The organism is Pseudomonas wadenswilerensis (genome assembly GCF_900497695.1).
In the GTDB taxonomy this organism is placed as follows: domain Bacteria; phylum Pseudomonadota; class Gammaproteobacteria; order Pseudomonadales; family Pseudomonadaceae; genus Aquipseudomonas; species Aquipseudomonas wadenswilerensis.
The window spans coordinates 60,025-77,270 of the sequence record NZ_UIDD01000006.1; the positions used below are offsets into that span (position 1 = coordinate 60,025).

The 17,246-nt window shown below is 64.5% G+C and carries 12 protein-coding genes; 1 reads left to right on the forward strand and 11 read right to left on the reverse strand.

From position 1 onward, the window contains the following. Nucleotides 1-45: 45 nt before the first annotated feature. The 10 genes from CCOS864_RS09110 to CCOS864_RS09155 form a co-directional block, all read right to left on the reverse strand. Nucleotides 46-1,671, reverse strand: a complete 1,626-nt coding sequence (locus CCOS864_RS09110) for a BatD family protein (RefSeq protein WP_115086010.1) — start codon at nucleotides 1,669-1,671, stop codon at nucleotides 46-48. Further along, nucleotides 1,668-3,389 carry a VWA domain-containing protein gene (locus CCOS864_RS09115; protein ID WP_115086011.1) on the reverse strand — a complete coding sequence of 574 codons (1,722 nt, stop codon included), beginning with the start codon at nucleotides 3,387-3,389 and terminating at the stop codon, nucleotides 1,668-1,670. The genes CCOS864_RS09110 and CCOS864_RS09115 overlap by 4 nt, the downstream gene beginning before the upstream one ends. Beyond that, on the reverse strand, nucleotides 3,386-4,462 hold the full coding sequence (locus CCOS864_RS09120) for a vWA domain-containing protein (RefSeq protein ID WP_115086012.1): 1,077 nt from the start codon (nucleotides 4,460-4,462) through the stop codon (nucleotides 3,386-3,388). Before CCOS864_RS09120 ends, CCOS864_RS09115 begins: the two co-directional genes overlap by 4 nt. Beyond that, nucleotides 4,455-4,949 (reverse strand): DUF4381 domain-containing protein, encoded by a 495-nt coding sequence (locus CCOS864_RS09125; RefSeq protein ID WP_115086013.1) that lies wholly within the window; start codon nucleotides 4,947-4,949, stop codon nucleotides 4,455-4,457. Before CCOS864_RS09125 ends, CCOS864_RS09120 begins: the two co-directional genes overlap by 8 nt. After that, complete coding sequence (locus CCOS864_RS09130; protein WP_115086014.1) at nucleotides 4,946-5,890, reverse strand: DUF58 domain-containing protein; 945 nt, start codon at nucleotides 5,888-5,890, stop codon at nucleotides 4,946-4,948. The genes CCOS864_RS09125 and CCOS864_RS09130 overlap by 4 nt, the downstream gene beginning before the upstream one ends. 4 nt (nucleotides 5,891-5,894) lie before the next feature. Beyond that, a complete protein-coding gene (locus tag CCOS864_RS09135; protein ID WP_115086015.1) occupies nucleotides 5,895-6,854 on the reverse strand; it encodes an AAA family ATPase in 960 nt (319 codons plus the stop codon). A 237-nt stretch (nucleotides 6,855-7,091) separates the two neighbouring features. After that, on the reverse strand, nucleotides 7,092-8,420 hold the full coding sequence (locus CCOS864_RS09140; RefSeq protein WP_115086016.1) for an MFS transporter: 1,329 nt from the start codon (nucleotides 8,418-8,420) through the stop codon (nucleotides 7,092-7,094). A gap of 45 nt (nucleotides 8,421-8,465) precedes the next feature. After that, on the reverse strand, nucleotides 8,466-9,659 hold the full coding sequence (gene lhgO / locus CCOS864_RS09145) for an L-2-hydroxyglutarate oxidase (RefSeq protein WP_115086017.1): 1,194 nt from the start codon (nucleotides 9,657-9,659) through the stop codon (nucleotides 8,466-8,468). A gap of 108 nt (nucleotides 9,660-9,767) precedes the next feature. After that, nucleotides 9,768-10,478 (reverse strand): FadR/GntR family transcriptional regulator, encoded by a 711-nt coding sequence (locus CCOS864_RS09150; protein ID WP_115086018.1) that lies wholly within the window; start codon nucleotides 10,476-10,478, stop codon nucleotides 9,768-9,770. 75 nt (nucleotides 10,479-10,553) lie between these two features. After that, nucleotides 10,554-10,907, reverse strand: coding sequence for a hypothetical protein (locus CCOS864_RS09155; protein ID WP_115086346.1), 354 nt, complete (start codon nucleotides 10,905-10,907; stop codon nucleotides 10,554-10,556). A 347-nt stretch (nucleotides 10,908-11,254) separates the two neighbouring features. On the opposite strand from CCOS864_RS09155, the gene CCOS864_RS09160 reads away from it, so the two are divergent. Then, complete coding sequence (locus CCOS864_RS09160; RefSeq protein ID WP_115086019.1) at nucleotides 11,255-16,120, forward strand: NAD-glutamate dehydrogenase; 4,866 nt, start codon at nucleotides 11,255-11,257, stop codon at nucleotides 16,118-16,120. A 172-nt stretch (nucleotides 16,121-16,292) separates the two neighbouring features. On the opposite strand, the gene ppsR is transcribed toward CCOS864_RS09160, so the two are convergent. Then, on the reverse strand, nucleotides 16,293-17,111 hold the full coding sequence (ppsR, locus tag CCOS864_RS09165) for a posphoenolpyruvate synthetase regulatory kinase/phosphorylase PpsR (protein WP_115086020.1): 819 nt from the start codon (nucleotides 17,109-17,111) through the stop codon (nucleotides 16,293-16,295). Nucleotides 17,112-17,246: the final 135 nt, after the last annotated feature.

Genomic DNA, 17,246 nt, shown 5'->3' on the forward strand with positions numbered 1-17,246 from the left:
TTCCGCAATGTGCCGGCGTGGCGCTCGGGGTGCCACGCCTGGAGGTTATTTGGGGTACAGCGGCGGCAAGCTGCCGTTCTCGCTTTGCGCAGGCTGAACCTGCTCGGCGGCCGGGATGGTGCCAATGGCCCGCCATAATTCTTCACCTTGCCAATATTGCCCGCTTTCGCTGTACAGCGCGCCGTTGAGGCCATCGAGGGCATCGGACAACGGCACGAAACGCGCGGCCATTTCGGCCAGGGTTTCCGGTTGCTGGCGGGCCCAGGCATCCAGGGCCTGGCGCGTGGCTTGGGGGTCGTTGGCCTGGCACGCGCGCTTGAGGTCATCAAGCAAGGTGCGCGGGCTCGGCCCGGTTTGCGCCGCTCGCAGCACCGCCGGTTGCGAGCGCGCCCGCCACCACAGGGCAAAACCCAGCAGGGTGGTCAGGGCCAGTACCAGGGTACTCAGCTGCCAGGGCCAGAGCAGGTAGGTTTGCACCGTAACCGGGTCGACGCTGGCCGGCTTGTCGGCGCTCAGCGCCGGGTTGTCCTCGATCTGCAGGCTACGGGCCGGCAGGTTGCTGCGTTCCAGGTGATCTTCGCGGGTGTTCCACCAGACCACTTCCTGGCTCGGCAGTTCCAGCCTGCCGCTGTGGGTCGGCACCAGCGCTTCGCGCTCTTCACGCACGCCGAGCAGGCCGCGGTCGTTGACCTGGTTGCGCAGTTGCGGCTGGTCCGGGTAGCGGCGCAGGCCGGTCACTTCGGTGCCGGGCAGCGGCGGCAGTTGGGCGCTGGACAAGCCCTCGGCCTGAAGGATCACGGTGCGGGTCAGCGAGTCGCCGATTTGTGTCTGCTGCTGCGCCGGGTCCGGGCTCCAGTGTTCTTCCAGGGTCAGGCTGTTGGCCGGCAGCCAGGGCGCGTTGGCCGGGTAGTCGGCCGGGATCGGGTCGACCGTCAGCACCAGCGGCGTGGAGCCGACCTGCACCTGCTTGCCGGCGCGCGGGCTGTTGGGCTCCTGCTCGGCGTCGCTCTGCGCGGCGGTGGCGCTGAAGGTCAGGGCGGGGATTTTCAGGTCGCCGCTTTGCTGGGGGTAGATCGCGTAGCGCATCTCGATCACGCCGTGGCGCACGCCGTCGATGACTTTCTCGAAGGTGCGCGATTCGCCCAGCGGCTCGACCTTGGCGTTGTCCAGCTGCAGCGGGCTGAGGCTGCTGTCGTCGTACAGTGGCACCGAGTGATAGATGCTCAAGGTCAGCACCGCCTGGGCCTGCACGTAGACCTCCGGCTGGTCGAGGCTGGCGTCGATGAACACCGGGCCATGGTTTTCGCTGCTGACCTCGTTGGCCTGGATCTGCAGGCTGATCGGCTGGCTGCGCACTTCGCCCAGCTGCAGGGCGGGAATCTCCACGCTGCCGCTCTGGCGCGGCAGCAGGGTGATGATCCAGCGGGTGTTGGCGCTGTTCTCGTCAAGGCTGTTGAGGCTGTTGACCTGGCGTGTGCCACGGACCTCGAAATTGGCCTCCAGTGGCGTCAGGTCGGGTTTGCCGAACTGAGTCACGTCTTGGGTCTCGAGGGTCAGCTCAAGGGTTTCGCCGGCATTCAGGCGTGTGCGGTCGACACTGGCGAGCAGCGCCGCAGCCTGTACCTGCAAGGCGAGAAAGAGGCTGAAGACCAGGACGCAGACGCGACTCATCGATGGGTTTCCTGATGTTGTTGCTGTTCATACCAGAATTTACGCCGTAACAGCTCGGCCGGGTTGTCCGGGATCTGTCGCAGCCATTGTTCCAGGGCCTGGCGCTGTTCGGCGTCGAGGCTGCTGTCGGCCGGGCGCTGGGGCGGCCGGGTGGTGTCATCGTCGTCAGCGCCGCTGGCCTGGTTCTGTGCCTGCTCGTTGGCGTTGTCCTCAGGTTTGCCAGCTTCGTCGGCCGCGTCCGCTGGTTTTGCCGCGGCCTGGTCCTGGGCGTTCTGCGAGCTGCTGGCAGTGTCGCTGCTGCTGTCGGGATTGCTCTGCTGGTCATCTTCAGGCGGCTGCTCGGGCGCTTGTTCGCCCTGGCGTTGTTGCAGCAACTGTTCGACCAGTACCTTGTTGGCCAGCGCCGGTTGCAGTTCCGGTTGGCGCTCCAGGGCCTGCTCGTAGGCATCCAGCGCCGCTTCCAGTTCACCGCTACGGGCCAGGGCATTGCCGCGATTGTAATGGTCGGCGGCGCGGTTGCCCTGGGCGAACTGGCGGGCGGCGCCGTTGAAATCGCCGGCCTCATACAGCGCCAGGCCTTTCCACTGCGGGTCTTCGAAGTGCCGCGCAGCCTCGGCCGGACGCTGCTGTTCAAGCAGGCGCTGGCCTTGCTGGTCGGGGCGCAGCCACAGGTCGTTGAACTCGAGCGCGTAGCTGGGCTGCGGCACGGCCAGCAGCAACGGCAAGCAGAACAACCAGCCGCGGCGGCCGGCGCAAGCGGCCAGTAGCAACAGTGGCAGCAACAGCCAGTAGCCCTGGTCGGCCCAGCTGTCGAGCTGCACGGTCTGGCCATCGTCACGCAGGCCGTGCGGGTTGTCGAACAGGCGCAGGCCACGCAGGTCGAGGTCGTCGATGCGGGCACTGCGGTAGCGGCCACCGGTGCTGTTGATAAAGGCCTTGAGGCTGGCGCTGTCGAGCCGCGGCAGGAGGATCCCGCCCTGATCGTCCTTGAGGTACTCGCCATTGGCCTGTCTGACCGGCGCACCCTCGGCGCTACCGACGCCGAGCATCAGCAGGCTCGGGCCTTGGCGGCCGAGCGCCTGGACGATGCCCTGACGCTCCTGGGCCTCGAGCGCGGAGCCGATCAACAGCAGCCGACCCTGGCCCAATCCGGCCTGGGCGAGCAGGGCCAGGCCCTTGCGCACGGCCAGATCGGCGCGCTGGCCGGCTTGCGGCATGATCGAGGGTTCCAGGGCTTCGAGCAGGTTGCGGCTGGTGGCCAGGTCGTCGGACAGCGGCACCAGAGTGTGGGCGCTGCCGGCATAGACGATGATTGCGGTCTGGCTGTCGCGGCGGTGCTCGAGCAGGTCGAGGATCTTGCGCCGGGCTTGCTCCAGGCGGGTTGGCGCGGCATCGTCGGCGAGCATCTGCGGGGTCAGCTCAAGCAGGATCACCAGCGGGTCGGCCGGGCGCTGGCGGGTGTCTTCCAGGCGCTGCCAGCTTGGCCCGATCAGGGCCAGTACGGTGATCAACCAGGCCAGGCCAAGGGCGATCCACGGCAGTTTGCTGTCGCGGCCGCTGCCGCCACCCAGCAGCACGGCATGAAAGGCCGGCGGCAGGATCATCTGCCAGCGCCCGGCGCGTTTCTGTCGGTGCCAGAGCTTCCAGAGCAGCCAGGCCAGCAGCGGCAGGATGATCAGCCACAGCGGGCGCAGCCATTGCGGCCACAGTTCGCTCATCGCCGCCTCCTCAGGCGCAGCCGCTGCAAGCGCTGGCGCCATTCCGGGTGCGGCTGCAAAAAGCGCGGGCGGCGCAGCAGGCGCTGTAGCAGGTTGTCAGGCCATTGCTGCTCGATCACCAGCAGCACGCTCAGCAACAGGGCCAGGGCCAGCGGCCAGCCGTACAGCGGCTGGGCGGTGCGCGCCTGGGTCGGCTGCTGGGCCACCGGCTCCAGGCGGTCGAGGGCTTCGCCGATGGCATGGAGTTCTTCGCCGTCGTGGGCGCGGAAGTAGCTGCCGCCGGTCAGCTCGGCGATTTCCTTGAGCGAGGCTTCGTCCAGGTCCAGGCTCGGGTTGATGCCCAATAGCCCGGCGGTACCGGTTTGCTCCGGATCAGCACCGATGCCGATGGTGTAGATACGCACGTTTTCCTGGGCGGCCAGACGCGCCGCAGTCAGCGGATGGATCTGCCCGCCATTGTTGGCGCCGTCGGTGACCAGCACCAGCACCCGGCTCTGCGCCGGGCGCTGGCGCAGGCGCTTGAGGCCCAGGCCGATGGCGTCGCCGATGGCGGTGTTCTTGCCGGCAATGCCGATTTGCGCTTCGTCGAGGAAGGTGCGCACGGTACGCCGGTCGAAGGTCAGTGGCGCTTGCAGGTAGGCCTGGCTGCCGAACAGGATCAGGCCGACACGGTCGCCCTGGCGCTGTTCGAGAAAGTCGCCGAGCAGGGCCTTGACCAGGGTCAGGCGGCTGACGTCGTCGCCTTGCCACTGCATGTCGGGAAAGTCCATGGAGCCGGATACATCCACCGCCACCAGCAGGTCGCGGCCACTGGCGGCCACCGGCAACGGCTCGCCCAGCCATTGCGGGCGGGCGGCGGCGAACAGCAATAACAGCCAGACCAGCACGAACGGTGCCTGCTGGCGCCAGGTCGGCAGGTTCAGGCGCGCACGGCGGCCGGCCAGGCCTTCGAGCTCATCGAGAAAGCTGACCTTGAGCACCGGCTCACCGCTGTCGGCGGCAGGCAGCAGCAGGCGCGCCAGCCAGGGCAGCGGCAACAGTACGAAGATCCACGGCCAGGCCAGTTCAAACATGTTTGCGGATCCAGGTTTCGACCGACTGGTTAAGCCCGTTGATGGCTTTGTCGTCGAGTTTGCATTCGGGCTTGTAGGCGCCTTCGACCAGCACCATCCAGCGCGTCAGGCCGGCGGCCGGGCAGCGGTTATCCAGAAACGCCAGCCATTGGCGGCCGTTGAGGGTATGGCTGTGGCTGCCCGGGTAATGGTTGCGACACAGGCGCTTGAGCAGGGCGTTGATCTGCTGCAGCCAGGCGCCGGCCGGGGCGCCGTCGTAGGGTTTGGGCAGGCGCGCGAGCTCGGCCAGGGCCTCGATGCGCACCGGGTCCAGGGGCAGTTCGGCACGCACGATGGGCTTCTTGCCCGGGCGCCAATGGCGCAGGCGCCACAGGCCCCAGCCCAGCAGCGGCAGCAGCAACAGCAGCGCCCACCAGCCCGGGGCCAGCGGCCACCAGCCGATCGGCGCCGGGGTGATCAACGGCTGCAACTGATCGAGCGGGTTCACGAGGTTTTCCCCGGACGTTGCGCGTTGAGGTACTCGCGCAGTTGCTCGATCATCTCGCTCTGGGTGCTCAGTGGCATCAGCACCACCCGCAGCTTTTGCGCCAGCAGTTCCCAGCGCTCGATACGCGCTTCGCTTTGCTGGCGGTAGCTCTTGCGCAGGGTCGGGTCGAGGGTGTCGAGCTCCAGTTGCGCACCGCGCTGGGCAAAGCGCAGCAGGCCGGCGGCGGGCAGGGCGTGGTCGAGCGGGTCGGACAGCGGCAACAGCAGCAGGTCGCAATGGCGCGAAAGCAGGCTCAGCTGTTGTTCGACCGCAGGCGTCAGCGCCCGCTCGTCGCAGATGATGATCGCCAGGCTGCCCGGGCGCAGCACTTCGCGGGCGCGGCGCAGGGCGATGCCAAGGCTGTCGGCCTGGGGTACGGCTTCGGTATGCAGCGACTGGTTGACCCGTGCCAGGCGGTTGAGCAGTTGCAGCAGGCTCTGCTTGCTGCGCCGTGGCTTGATCTCGTAGTGCTCGTTGTCGCCGAACACCAGGCCGCCTATGCGGTCGTTATGGCCCAGGGCGGCCCAGCCGATCAAGGCGGCGGCCTGGGCGGCGAGCACCGACTTGAACATCAGCCCGGAGCCGAAGAACAGGCGCTGGCTCTGTTCGACGAGGATGAAGATCGGCCGTTCGCGTTCCTCATGGAACAGCTTGGTGTGCGGCTCCTGGGTGCGCGCGGTCACCCGCCAGTCGATGTTGCGCACATCGTCGCCGGCCTGGTAGACCCGCACCTGATCGAAATCGACCCCGCGCCCGCGCAGTTTCGAGTGGTGCAGTCCTACCAGAGGGCTGCGCTGGCCGGGCCGGGAGAACAGCTGCACTTCGCGCACGCGATGACGCATCTCGATCAACTCGGCGAGGCTGATGCGGATTCCGGGCGCGGCCAGCAGGCGATTGGGCATGGGTTCAGGCGACGGCGACGACGTCGAGGATGCGCTGGATCACCCGGTCCTGGTCAATCCCGGCGGCCTCGGCCTCGAAGGAAAGAATGATGCGGTGGCGCAGCACGTCGAACAGCACCGCCTGGATGTCTTCGGGGCTGACGAAGTCGCGCCCGGCCAGCCAGGCATGGGCCCGCGCGCAGCGGTCGAGGGCAATCGAGCCACGGGGGCTGGCGCCGTATGCGATCCAGTCGGCCAGCTCCAGGTCGTACTTGGCCGGGGTGCGGGTGGCCATGACCAGTTGCACCAGGTACTCCTCCACCGCATCGGCCATGTACAGGCCGAGGATTTCCTTGCGCGCGGCAAAAATCGCTTGCTGGCTGACCCGGCGCTCCGGCTTGGTCTCGCCGTTCAGGGCCTCGCCGCGGGCCTGCAGGAGGATGCGGCGCTCCACGGCGGCGTCCGGGAAGCCGATCTTGACGTGCATGAGGAAGCGATCGAGCTGGGCTTCGGGCAGTGGGTAGGTGCCTTCCTGCTCGATCGGGTTTTGCGTGGCCATTACCAGGAACAACGGCGACAGCTCGTAGGTACTGCGCCCGACGCTGACCTGGCGCTCGGCCATGGCTTCGAGCAGCGCCGACTGGACCTTGGCCGGGGCGCGGTTGATTTCATCGGCCAGCACCAGGTTGTGGAAGATCGGTCCCTGCTGGAACACGAAGCTGCCGGTTTCCGGGCGGTAGATTTCGGTGCCGGTGATGTCGGCCGGGAGCAGGTCGGGGGTGAACTGGATACGATGGAACTCGGCTTCGACACCTTCGGCCAGTTCCTTGATGGCCTTGGTCTTGGCCAGGCCCGGGGCGCCTTCGACCAGCATGTGGCCGTCGGCGAGAAGCACGATGAGCAAGCGCTCGACGAGTTTTTCCTGGCCCAGGATCTGGGTTGAAAGAAAGGTGCGCAGCGCGATCAGCGCCTCACGGTGTTCCATCGTTGAAGGTTCCTGGGAAAAAGCCAGGGCGTGCGGCGTAAAAGCACCCAGGCGGGGGCTGATACTTTAATGCATCCGGAGGGCTGGCGACTAACGGCAGCAGGGAAATTTGTTCAAATCGCAAAGTCAGGGGCTGCTGCGCAGCCCATCGTCGGCAACGCCAACTCCCACAGGGATCGCGCTGACCCTGTGGGAGCTGGCGTTGCCAGCGATGCAAGGCAGAGCCTTGCCGGTCACTCAGTTCTTGAAGCTGGAATGCTTGCGCCCCTGGTCACACAGGGCAAACACCACCACCAATACCGCTGCCACCACCAGGATCAGCGCCACGCCATCAGTGGAGTGGGTCGCCGAGTTGGCCACCAGCGCCAGGCCACCCAGCGGTGCCAGGCCGCCAGCCACGGCCGTGCCGATCTCGCGCCCGGTGCCAAAGCCCGAAGAGCGGGTCTGGGTCGGGAACTGGCGGCTGAGGAACGAGCCCTGAGGGGCGAACATCATCGGTGCGAGGATGCCGGTACCGATGGCAATCGCCAGGTAGATCATCATCGGCTCGCCAGTGTTGAGCAGGGCCAGGAACGGGTAGGCGAACAGCACCGAGAACAGCCCGCCGAACATCAACACGGTCTTGCTGCTCCATTTGTCGCACAGCCAGCCGAAGAATGGCACGGCAATGATGGCCACCAGGCTGGCGATGGTCACCGACAGCGAGGTGACATGGGCTTCGACGCCCTTGTACTGGGTCAGGTAGGCCAGCGAGAAGGTCTTGAAGATGTAGCTCAGGGCGTTGTAGCCGATGGCCACGAAGAACACCACGGCCAGGCCCTTGAGGTCGTTGCGAAACAGCAGCTTGAGCGGCGATACCTGCTCCTTGGCCGGGGTTTTGTCGAGCTCTTTGAAGTCCGGGGTTTCCGGGATGCTTTTGCGCACCCAGAGGCCGACGCCGACCAGCACGATGCTGCAGATGAACGGGATGCGCCAGCCGCCGGAAAGCAGGAACTCGTTGCCGTTCATGGTCAGCAGGTAGACGGTCAGCGACGACAGCAGCAGGCCCAGGTTCAGCCCCAGCGCCGGCCAGGCGCCCTGGCTGCCGCGCTTGCCTTCGCTGGCGTGTTCATAGGAGGTCACCGCTGCGCCAGACAGCTCGGCGCCGGCGCCCAGGCCCTGGATGATGCGCACCAGCACGAGGATGATCGGCGCCCAGATGCCGATCGAGGCGTAGCTGGGGATCAGGCCGATCAGGGTGGTGCACACGCCCATCATGCAGAAGGTGATGACCAGCACCTGCTTGCGCCCGAAACGGTCGCCCAGGTAGCCGAACAGCACGCCGCCGAAGGGCCGGGCGATAAAGCCAATGGCGAAGGTGGAAAACGCCAGCAGCGAGGCCACCGCCGGGTTGCTCGGGTCGAAGAAGATCTTCGAGAAGACGATTGCTGCCATGGTCGCGTACAGGTAGAAATCGTACCACTCCAGCATCGAGCCGAAGATGGTCGCGGCGGCGACCTTGCGCAGGCGTTTGCGTTTCTGTTCCGGGGTTTCGGTCGCGGCCGTGGCCGCCTCATGTACCGACATGTGAGGTTTCCTTTTTTGTCTTTGTAGTTAGGTGTGCAGCAGGATTCAGCGGGCCTTGAAAATTCTTTCGGCGATCATCTGGCCGATCGGGATGGCCGAGGTGGCCGCCGGCGACGGTGCATTGCAGACGTGCACCATGCGCGGGGTCTCGGCGAACAGGAAGTCATGCACCAGGGTGCCGTCGCGCATCACCGCCTGGGCGCGGATGCCGGCTTCATAGGGCTGCAGGTCTTCAACATTCAGCGATGGGCAGTATTTGCGGCATTGCTCCAGGTAGCCGCTTTTGAACAGCGAGTTCTTCATCTCGGCAGTGCCGGAGCCGAGGTTGTTCCAGATGGTTTTCCAGAACCCCGGGAAGCGCGCGTATTCGGCCACGTCGCGCCAGTTCACCGAGAACTTGCGGTAGTTTTCCCGGCCCAGGCCCAGTACGGCGTTGGGCCCGACGGTAACGCTGCCGTCGATCATCCGCGTCAGGTGCACGCCAAGAAACGGCAGCTCCGGGTCGGGGATCGGGTAGATCAGGTGGTTGACGATGTCGTTCTTGGTCGCTGGCAGGCGGAAGTATTCGCCGCGAAAGGGGATGATCTGGTGGTCGATCTTGACCCCGGCCAGGGCTGCCAGGCGGTCCGATTGCAGGCCGGCGCAGGCCACCAGCTGGCGGGCGCTCCAGACCTTGTCGTCGCTGCTGATGGTGACCTTGTCGGCGGTCTCGACGATGGCCCGCACGGTGGTCTGCAGCTGTACTTCGCCGCCGAACCTCTGGATGACCCGGGCCATGGCTTCGCAGACCTGCTTGTAGTCGACGATACCGGTGGCATCGAGGAACAGGCCGCCGAGGCCGACGATGTTCGGCTCGCGCCGTTGCAGTTCCTTGGCATCCAGCTGCTCGACCTTCAGACCGTTCTGCTGCGAACGCTCATAGAGGGCGTGCATGCGCTCGACTTCCAGCGGCGTGGATGCCACCAGCAGCTTGCCGCAGACGTCGAACTTGATCTGGTGCTCGGTGCAGAACTCCTTGGTGGCCTGGGCACCGCGCTTGCACAGGTCGGCCTTGAGGCTGCCCGGGGCGTAGTAGATCCCCGCGTGGATCACGCCACTGTTATGCCCAGTCTGGTGTTTGGCCAGGCTGCTTTCTTTTTCGAGAATCAGCAAGGATGCGCCCGGTTGGCGCTCCAGCAGGGCCATGGCGGTGGCGAGGCCGACGATGCCGCCGCCGATGATGCAGTAGTCGTAGATCATGCAGGTGTCACCTTGGCGTGTTCTTATCAGAGAGTCTGCTTATCAGGTTGTCAGACTAAGTAGGTCAAACAAAAGGGCGCCATGCAGCAGCGCCCGCTTATAGGGGGGTCAGTCGATACTCGGCAGGTCCAGTTTCAGGCGTTTGGCCGAGGCCCGCAGGTGTGCTTCGGCGCAGGCTGCGGCGGCAAGCCCGTCGCCATCGGCGATGGCCTGGTACAGCGCCTGGTGCTCGCGGTGGGCATCGGCCGAACCGCCCACCGAATGCGCCGCGGAGTTTTCCCAGGCGGTGCGACGAGCGGCGGCCAGTTGTCCACGCAGAAAATCATGGAAGGCGACGAAATAATCGTTCTTGCTGGCTTCGGTGATGGCGCGGTGAAACTCGACATCGGCGGCGGCTGCCACGGCAAAGTCGCTGCGCTTGTCGAGCATCTCCTGCAGGGCCTTGCTCATGCGCGCAAGGTCGGCGGCGTCACGGCGCTGGGCGGCCACCGAGGCGGCCTGGGTCTCGATCCACAGGCGCACTTCGAACATCTGCACCAGGTCCGGGCTGCGGCCTTGCGCAGAAGGGAAGCGGAATACCGTGCCGGTCGGGGTTTGTGAAATGTACGAACCCAGGCCGCGGCGGGCGATCAGCACTCCGTCAGCCTTGAGCTGGGCCACGGCCTCGCGCACCACCGAGCGGCTGACGTTCAATTGCTCGGCCAGTTGCTGTTCGGTGGGCAGGCGCGATTCGGCTGCCAGGCGACCGGAATCGATTTCGGCGCGGATGGCGCCGACAACCCGTTCAACCAGGGTGTCGGGGCGCTGAAGCTCAAGCATGAGGGGTGGCTCATTAATCAGGTTGTCAGACAATGCCTTTTGCAGCGGTTCCTTGTCAAGAAACCGCGTGGGCGATTACAGCTCGCTGACGTAGGTGCCGGTGCCCTTGAGAATGTTCTGCAGGGTTTCTTCGACTTCGGCAACGTCGGTGCCTTTTGACGTCAGGATGATTTCCAGATGGTCGTCACCACCGAGGGCGTCGGCATCCAGTGGTGCAACTTCAATCAGCAACCTTTCGGCACTGAACGTAACCTTCAAACCTTCGACGGGTGCGTAATGCTCGTCGAGGGTAATGTCCACTCGCTCTTCGTCCGGATAGCGCGTCATGAGGAACATCTGGCCCTTGTCGCTGTGGCAGCACAGGGTAGCCATGTTGTCTTCTTCATCATCGCAGGGGGTGGCGAAGAGCAGGGCGGTCTTGAATTGCATGAGCAGCTCGATCAATAAGTTGAAACACGATTCTGCCAGTCTTCGGCCGCTGGATAAACGTGCGGTTTCACCTCAATGACCGAATATGTCGCAGCACCGCAAGCAGGGGCGGGCGGGCACTCGTTAAGCTGCGCTGTCGATGGACACCCGTAAAGACACAGCCCGTTCGGCAGTCGTTTTTGCAGATGCCCATCCGTGGAGCGGGAAGATGTGACTTACAGGTCACCTCGAGCGCCTGTTTCTATGGTTTTACCGTCCTCCTGCTACGGGTTGGCTATCGTTGATCCGTACACGGCGGACGCGCGCGACGCTTCACTCAATAATAAAGCCCAAGCGGAGTACCACAGATGGCGTTTTTCACCGCAGCCAGCAAAGCCGACTTCCAGCATCAACTGCAAGCGGCCCTGGCGCAGCACATCAGCGAACAGGCACTGCCACAAGTGGCGCTGTTCGCCGAACAGTTCTTCGGCATCATCTCTCTGGACGAACTCACCCAGCGCCGTATGTCGGACCTGGCCGGTTGCACCCTCTCTGCCTGGCGCATCATCGAACGCTTCGATCACACCCAGCCCGAGGTTCGCGTCTACAACCCCGATTACGAGCGTCATGGCTGGCAGTCGACCCACACCGCGGTCGAAGTCCTGCACCATGACCTGCCATTTCTGGTCGACTCGGTGCGCACCGAGCTCAACCGCCGCGGCTACAGCATCCATACCCTGCAGACCACCGTACTGAGCGTGCGTCGCGGGGCGAAAGGCGAGCTGCTGGAAATCCTGCCCAAAGGCACCCAGGGCGAGGGCGTGCTGCAAGAATCGCTGATGTACCTGGAGATCGACCGCTGCGCCAATACCGCCGAGCTCAACGTGCTGACCCGTGAGCTTGAGCAGGTGCTGGCTGAAGTGCGCGTTGCCGTCGCCGACTTCGAACCGATGAAGGTCAAGCTGCGCGAGGTCGTGGCGCTGGTCGAGCAGACCGCCTACGCCCCGGCGCAAAACGAAAAGGCCGAGGTCAAGGCATTCCTCGAGTGGCTGCTGGGCAACCACTTCACCTTCCTCGGCTACGAAGAATTCGTTGTCCATGGCGACGCCCAGGGCGGCCAGTTGCAATACGACGAGCAGTCGTTCCTCGGCCTGACCCGTATGCTGCGAGCCGGTCTCACCGCTGAAGACCTGCGCATCGAAGACTACGCCGTCAATTACCTCAACGAGCCGCTGCTGCTGTCCTTCGCCAAGGCCGCGCACCCAAGCCGCGTGCACCGTCCGGCCTACCCGGACTACGTGTCGATCCGCCAGCTGGATGCCGACGGCAAGGTCATCAAGGAATGCCGCTTCATGGGCCTGTACACCTCCTCGGTGTATGGCGAGAGCGTGCGCGCGATTCCGTACATCCGTGGCAAGGTCGCCGAAGTCGAGCGCCGCTCGCACTTCGACCCCAAAGCCCACCTGGGCAAGGAACTGGCCCAGGTCCTGGAAGTGCTGCCGCGTGACGACCTGTTCCAGACGCCGGTCGACGAGCTGTTCAGCACCGTCATGTCGATCGTGCAGATCCAGGAGCGCAACAAGATTCGCGTGTTCCTGCGCAAGGACCCGTACGGCCGTTTCTGCTACTGCCTGGCCTACGTGCCGCGCGATATCTACTCCACCGAGGTACGGCAGAAGATCCAGCAGGTGCTGATGGAGCGCCTGAAGGCCAGCGACTGCGAGTTCTGGACCTTCTTCTCCGAGTCGGTGCTGGCCCGCGTGCAACTGATCCTGCGCGTCGATCCGAAAAACCGCATCGACATCGACCCGCAGCAGCTGGAAAACGAAGTGATCCAGGCCTGCCGTTCGTGGCAGGACGACTACGCCAGCCTGACCGTCGAAAGCTTCGGCGAAGCCCAGGGCACCAACGTCCTGGCCGACTTCCCGAAAGGCTTCCCGGCCGGTTACCGCGAGCGTTTCGCCGCCCATTCGGCGGTGGTCGACATGCAGCACCTGATGACCCTGTCCGAGCGCAAGCCGCTGGTGATGAGCTTCTACCAGCCGCTGACCCAGGCTGGTAAACAGCAGTTGCACTGCAAGCTGTACCACGCCGATACGCCGCTGGCGCTGTCGGACGTGCTGCCGATCCTGGAAAACCTCGGCCTGCGTGTGCTCGGCGAGTTCCCGTACCGCCTGCGCCATGCCAACGGCCGCGAGTACTGGATTCATGACTTTGCCTTCACCGCCGCCGAAGGCCTGAACCTCGACATCCAGCAGCTCAATGACACCCTGCAGGATGCCTTCGTGCACATCGTCAATGGCGATGCCGAGAACGACGCCTTCAACCGCCTGGTGCTGACCGCCGGCCTGCCGTGGCGCGACGTGGCGCTGCTGCGTGCCTACGCCCGCTACCTCAAGCAGATCCGCCTGGGCTTCGACCTGGGTTACATCGCCAGTACCCTGAACAACCACACCGACATCGCCCGCGAGCTGACCCGGTTGTTCAAAACCCGCTTCTACCTGGCGCGCAAGCTCACCAGCGACGACCTCGACGACAAGCAACAGCGTCTGGAACAGGCCATCCTGACCGCTCTGGACGACGTCCAGGTGCTCAACGAAGACCGCATCCTGCGTCGCTACCTGGACCTGATCAAGGCCACCCTGCGCACCAACTTCTACCAGACCGACGCCCTGGGCCATAACAAGTCGTACTTCAGCTTCAAGTTCAACCCCAAGCTGATCCCCGAGTTGCCCAAGCCGGTGCCGAAGTTCGAAATCTTCGTCTACTCGCCACGGGTCGAGGGCGTGCACCTGCGCTTTGGCAACGTCGCCCGCGGCGGCCTGCGCTGGTCGGACCGCGAGGAAGACTTCCGTACCGAAGTGCTGGGCCTGGTAAAAGCCCAGCAGGTGAAGAACTCGGTGATCGTGCCGGTTGGCGCCAAGGGCGGTTTCCTGCCTCGCCGCCTGCCGCTGGGTGGTAGCCGTGACGATATCCAGGCCGAAGGCATCGCCTGCTACCGGATCTTCATTTCCGGCCTGCTGGACATCACCGACAACCTCAAGGATGGCGCCCTGGTGCCGCCGGCCAACGTCGTGCGTCATGACGACGATGACCCATACCTGGTGGTGGCTGCCGACAAAGGCACCGCGACCTTCTCCGACATCGCCAACGGCATTGCCATCGACTACGGCTTCTGGCTCGGCGATGCGTTCGCTTCCGGTGGTTCGGCCGGTTACGACCACAAGAAAATGGGCATTACCGCCCGTGGCGCCTGGGTCGGCGTGCAGCGTCACTTCCGTGAGCGCGGCATCAACGTCCAGGAAGACCCGATCACCGTGGTCGGCGTCGGCGACATGGCCGGTGACGTGTTCGGCAACGGCCTGCTGATGTCCGACAAGCTGCAACTGGTGGCGGCGTTCAACCACCTGCACATCTTCATCGACCCGAACCCGGAGCCGGCCAGCAGCTTCGCCGAGCGCCAGCGCCTGTTCGATCTGCCGCGTTCGGCCTGGAGCGACTACGACACCAGCATCATGTCCGAAGGCGGCGGGATCTTCCCGCGCAGCGCGAAAAGCATTGCGATCACCCCGCAGATGAAAGAGCGCTTCGCCATCGAAGCCGACAAGCTGACCCCGACCGAGCTGCTCAACGCACTGCTCAAGGCGCCGGTCGACCTGCTGTGGAACGGCGGTATCGGCACCTACGTCAAGTCCAGTGAAGAAAGCCACGCCGACGTCGGCGACAAGGCCAACGACGCCCTGCGCGTCGACGGCAACGAGCTGCGTTGCAAGGTGGTGGGCGAGGGCGGCAACCTCGGCATGACCCAGCTGGGCCGGGTCGAGTTCGGCTTGAACGGCGGCGCCACCAACACCGACTTCATCGACAACGCCGGTGGCGTGGACTGCTCCGACCACGAGGTCAACATCAAGATCCTGCTCAACGAAGTGGTGCAGGCTGGCGACATGACCGAGAAGCAGCGCAACCAGCTGCTGGGCAGCATGACCGACGAAGTGGCCGGCCTGGTGCTGGGCAACAACTACAAGCAGACCCAGGCATTGTCCCTGGCTGCGCGTCGGGCCAAGGAACGCATCGCCGAGTACAAGCGGTTGATGGCCGACCTCGAAGGCCGTGGCAAGCTGGACCGCGCCATCGAGTTCCTGCCGACCGAAGAGCAACTGGCCGAGCGCCTGGCCGCTGGCCAGGGCCTGACCCGTGCCGAGCTGTCGGTGCTGATCTCCTACAGCAAGATCGACCTCAAGGAGCAACTGCTCAAGTCGCTGGTGCCGGACGACGACTACCTGACCCGCGACATGGAAACCGCGTTCCCGCCGTCGCTGGTGAGCAAGTTCGCCGAGGCCATGCGTCGCCATCGCCTGAAACGCGAGATCGTCAGCACCCAGATCGCCAACGATCTGGTCAACAACATGGGCATCACCTTCGTTCAGCGCCTGAAAGAGTCCACCGGCATGAGCCCGGCGAACGTCGCCGGCGCCTACGTGATCGTGCGCGATATCTTCCACCTGCCGCACTGGTTCCGTCAGATCGAGGCGCTGGACTATCAGGTCCCGGCTGAAATCCAGCTGACCCTGATGGACGAGCTGATGCGCCTGGGCCGCCGCGCGACCCGCTGGTTCCTGCGCAGCCGTCGCAACGAGCAGGATGCTGGCCGCGACGTGGCGCACTTCGGTCCGAAGATCGCCGCGCTGGGGCTGAAGCTCGATGAACTGCTCGAAGGGCCGACCCGCGAGCGCTGGATGAGCCGTTACCAGGGCTTCGTCGAAGCTGGTGTGCCGGAGCTGCTGGCGCGCATGGTGGCCGGTACCACGCACCTGTACACCCTGTTGCCGATCATCGAAGCCTCCGACGTCACCGGCCAGGACCCGGCCGAAGTGGCCAAGGCCTTCTTCGCCGTTGGCAGCGCCCTGGACCTGACCTGGTACCTGCAGGAAATCAGCAACCTGCCGGTGGAAAACAACTGGCAGGCCCTGGCCCGCGAAGCCTTCCGCGATGACATCGACCTGCAGCAGCGGGCGATCACCATCTCGGTGCTGCAGATGGACGATGCACCGGAGGACATGGACGCCCGGGTGGCCCTGTGGCTGGATCAGCACCGGGTCATGGTCGTGCGCTGGCGCGCCATGCTCGACGAGCTGCGTGCCGCCATCGGTACCGACTACGCCATGTACGCGGTGGCCAACCGCGAGCTGGTGGACCTGGCCCTGAGTGGCCAGGCGATGGTGGTGCCGTCTTAAGCGGCTAGCTTTAAGCTACAAGCTGCAAGTGGAATGCGTTGTTTCCGCTTGCAGCTTTCAGCTTGCTACTCGTGCAAGCTAGCAACTTTCTCACCAACAGCGCCGCCTGCTTTTTCTTGTCGCTTGCAGCTTGCAGCTTGCAGCTTGCAGCTTGCAGCTTGAGGCGCCCAGCCTACTTGAATCGGCGCTCTACGCCTTTCTCGACCAGAATCTTCGCCGCAATCTCTTCCACGGAGAAATGCGTGGAGTTGATGTGCGCAATGTTCTCGCGGCGGAACAGGTTCTCCACTTCACGCACCTCGAACTCGCACTGGGCAAAGCTTGCGTAGCGGCTGTTGGGCTTGCGCTCGTGGCGGATGGCGGTCAGGCGGTCGGGGTCGATGGTCAGGCCGAACAGCTTGTGCTGGTGGTTTTTCAGGGCCTGGGGCAGTTGCAGGCGCTCCATGTCGTCTTCGGTCAACGGGTAGTTGGCCGCGCGGATACCGAATTGCATGGCCATGTACAGGCAGGTCGGAGTCTTGCCGCAGCGCGACACGCCGACCAGGATAAGATCGGCCTTGTCGTAGTAGTGGGTGCGCGCGCCGTCGTCGTTGTCGAGGGCAAAGTTGACCGCCTCGATGCGCTCCATATAGTTGGAGTTGCCGCCGATCGAGTGGGATTTGCCCACCGAATACGAGGAATGGGCGGTCAGTTCCTGCTCCAGCGGGGCCAGGAAGGTCGAGAAGATGTCGATCATGAAACCGTTGGAGGTGGCCAGCACCTCGCGGATATCCTGGTTGACGATGGTGTCGAAGATGATCGGACGGACACCGTCCTTTTCAGCGGCGCTATTGATTTGTTGTACCATCGTCCGCGCTTTTTCTACGCTGTCGATGTACGGACGCGTGAATTTATTGAACGGAATGGTATCGAACTGCGCTAGAAGACTTTGTCCCAGCGTCTCGGCGGTAATGCCGGTGCCATCGGAGATAAAGAAAGCAGATCGTTTCATTTGCGCCTTGGGCCTTAAGCTGGTGACGAATCTTGGATATGATAGGTTCGGTTTACCGAACACTGCGTTCGGCATTCTCACTTATTTTCCAGGTCCAGGCCACAAGCGCCCGGCCAAGCCAGAGCTGGCAGGCGG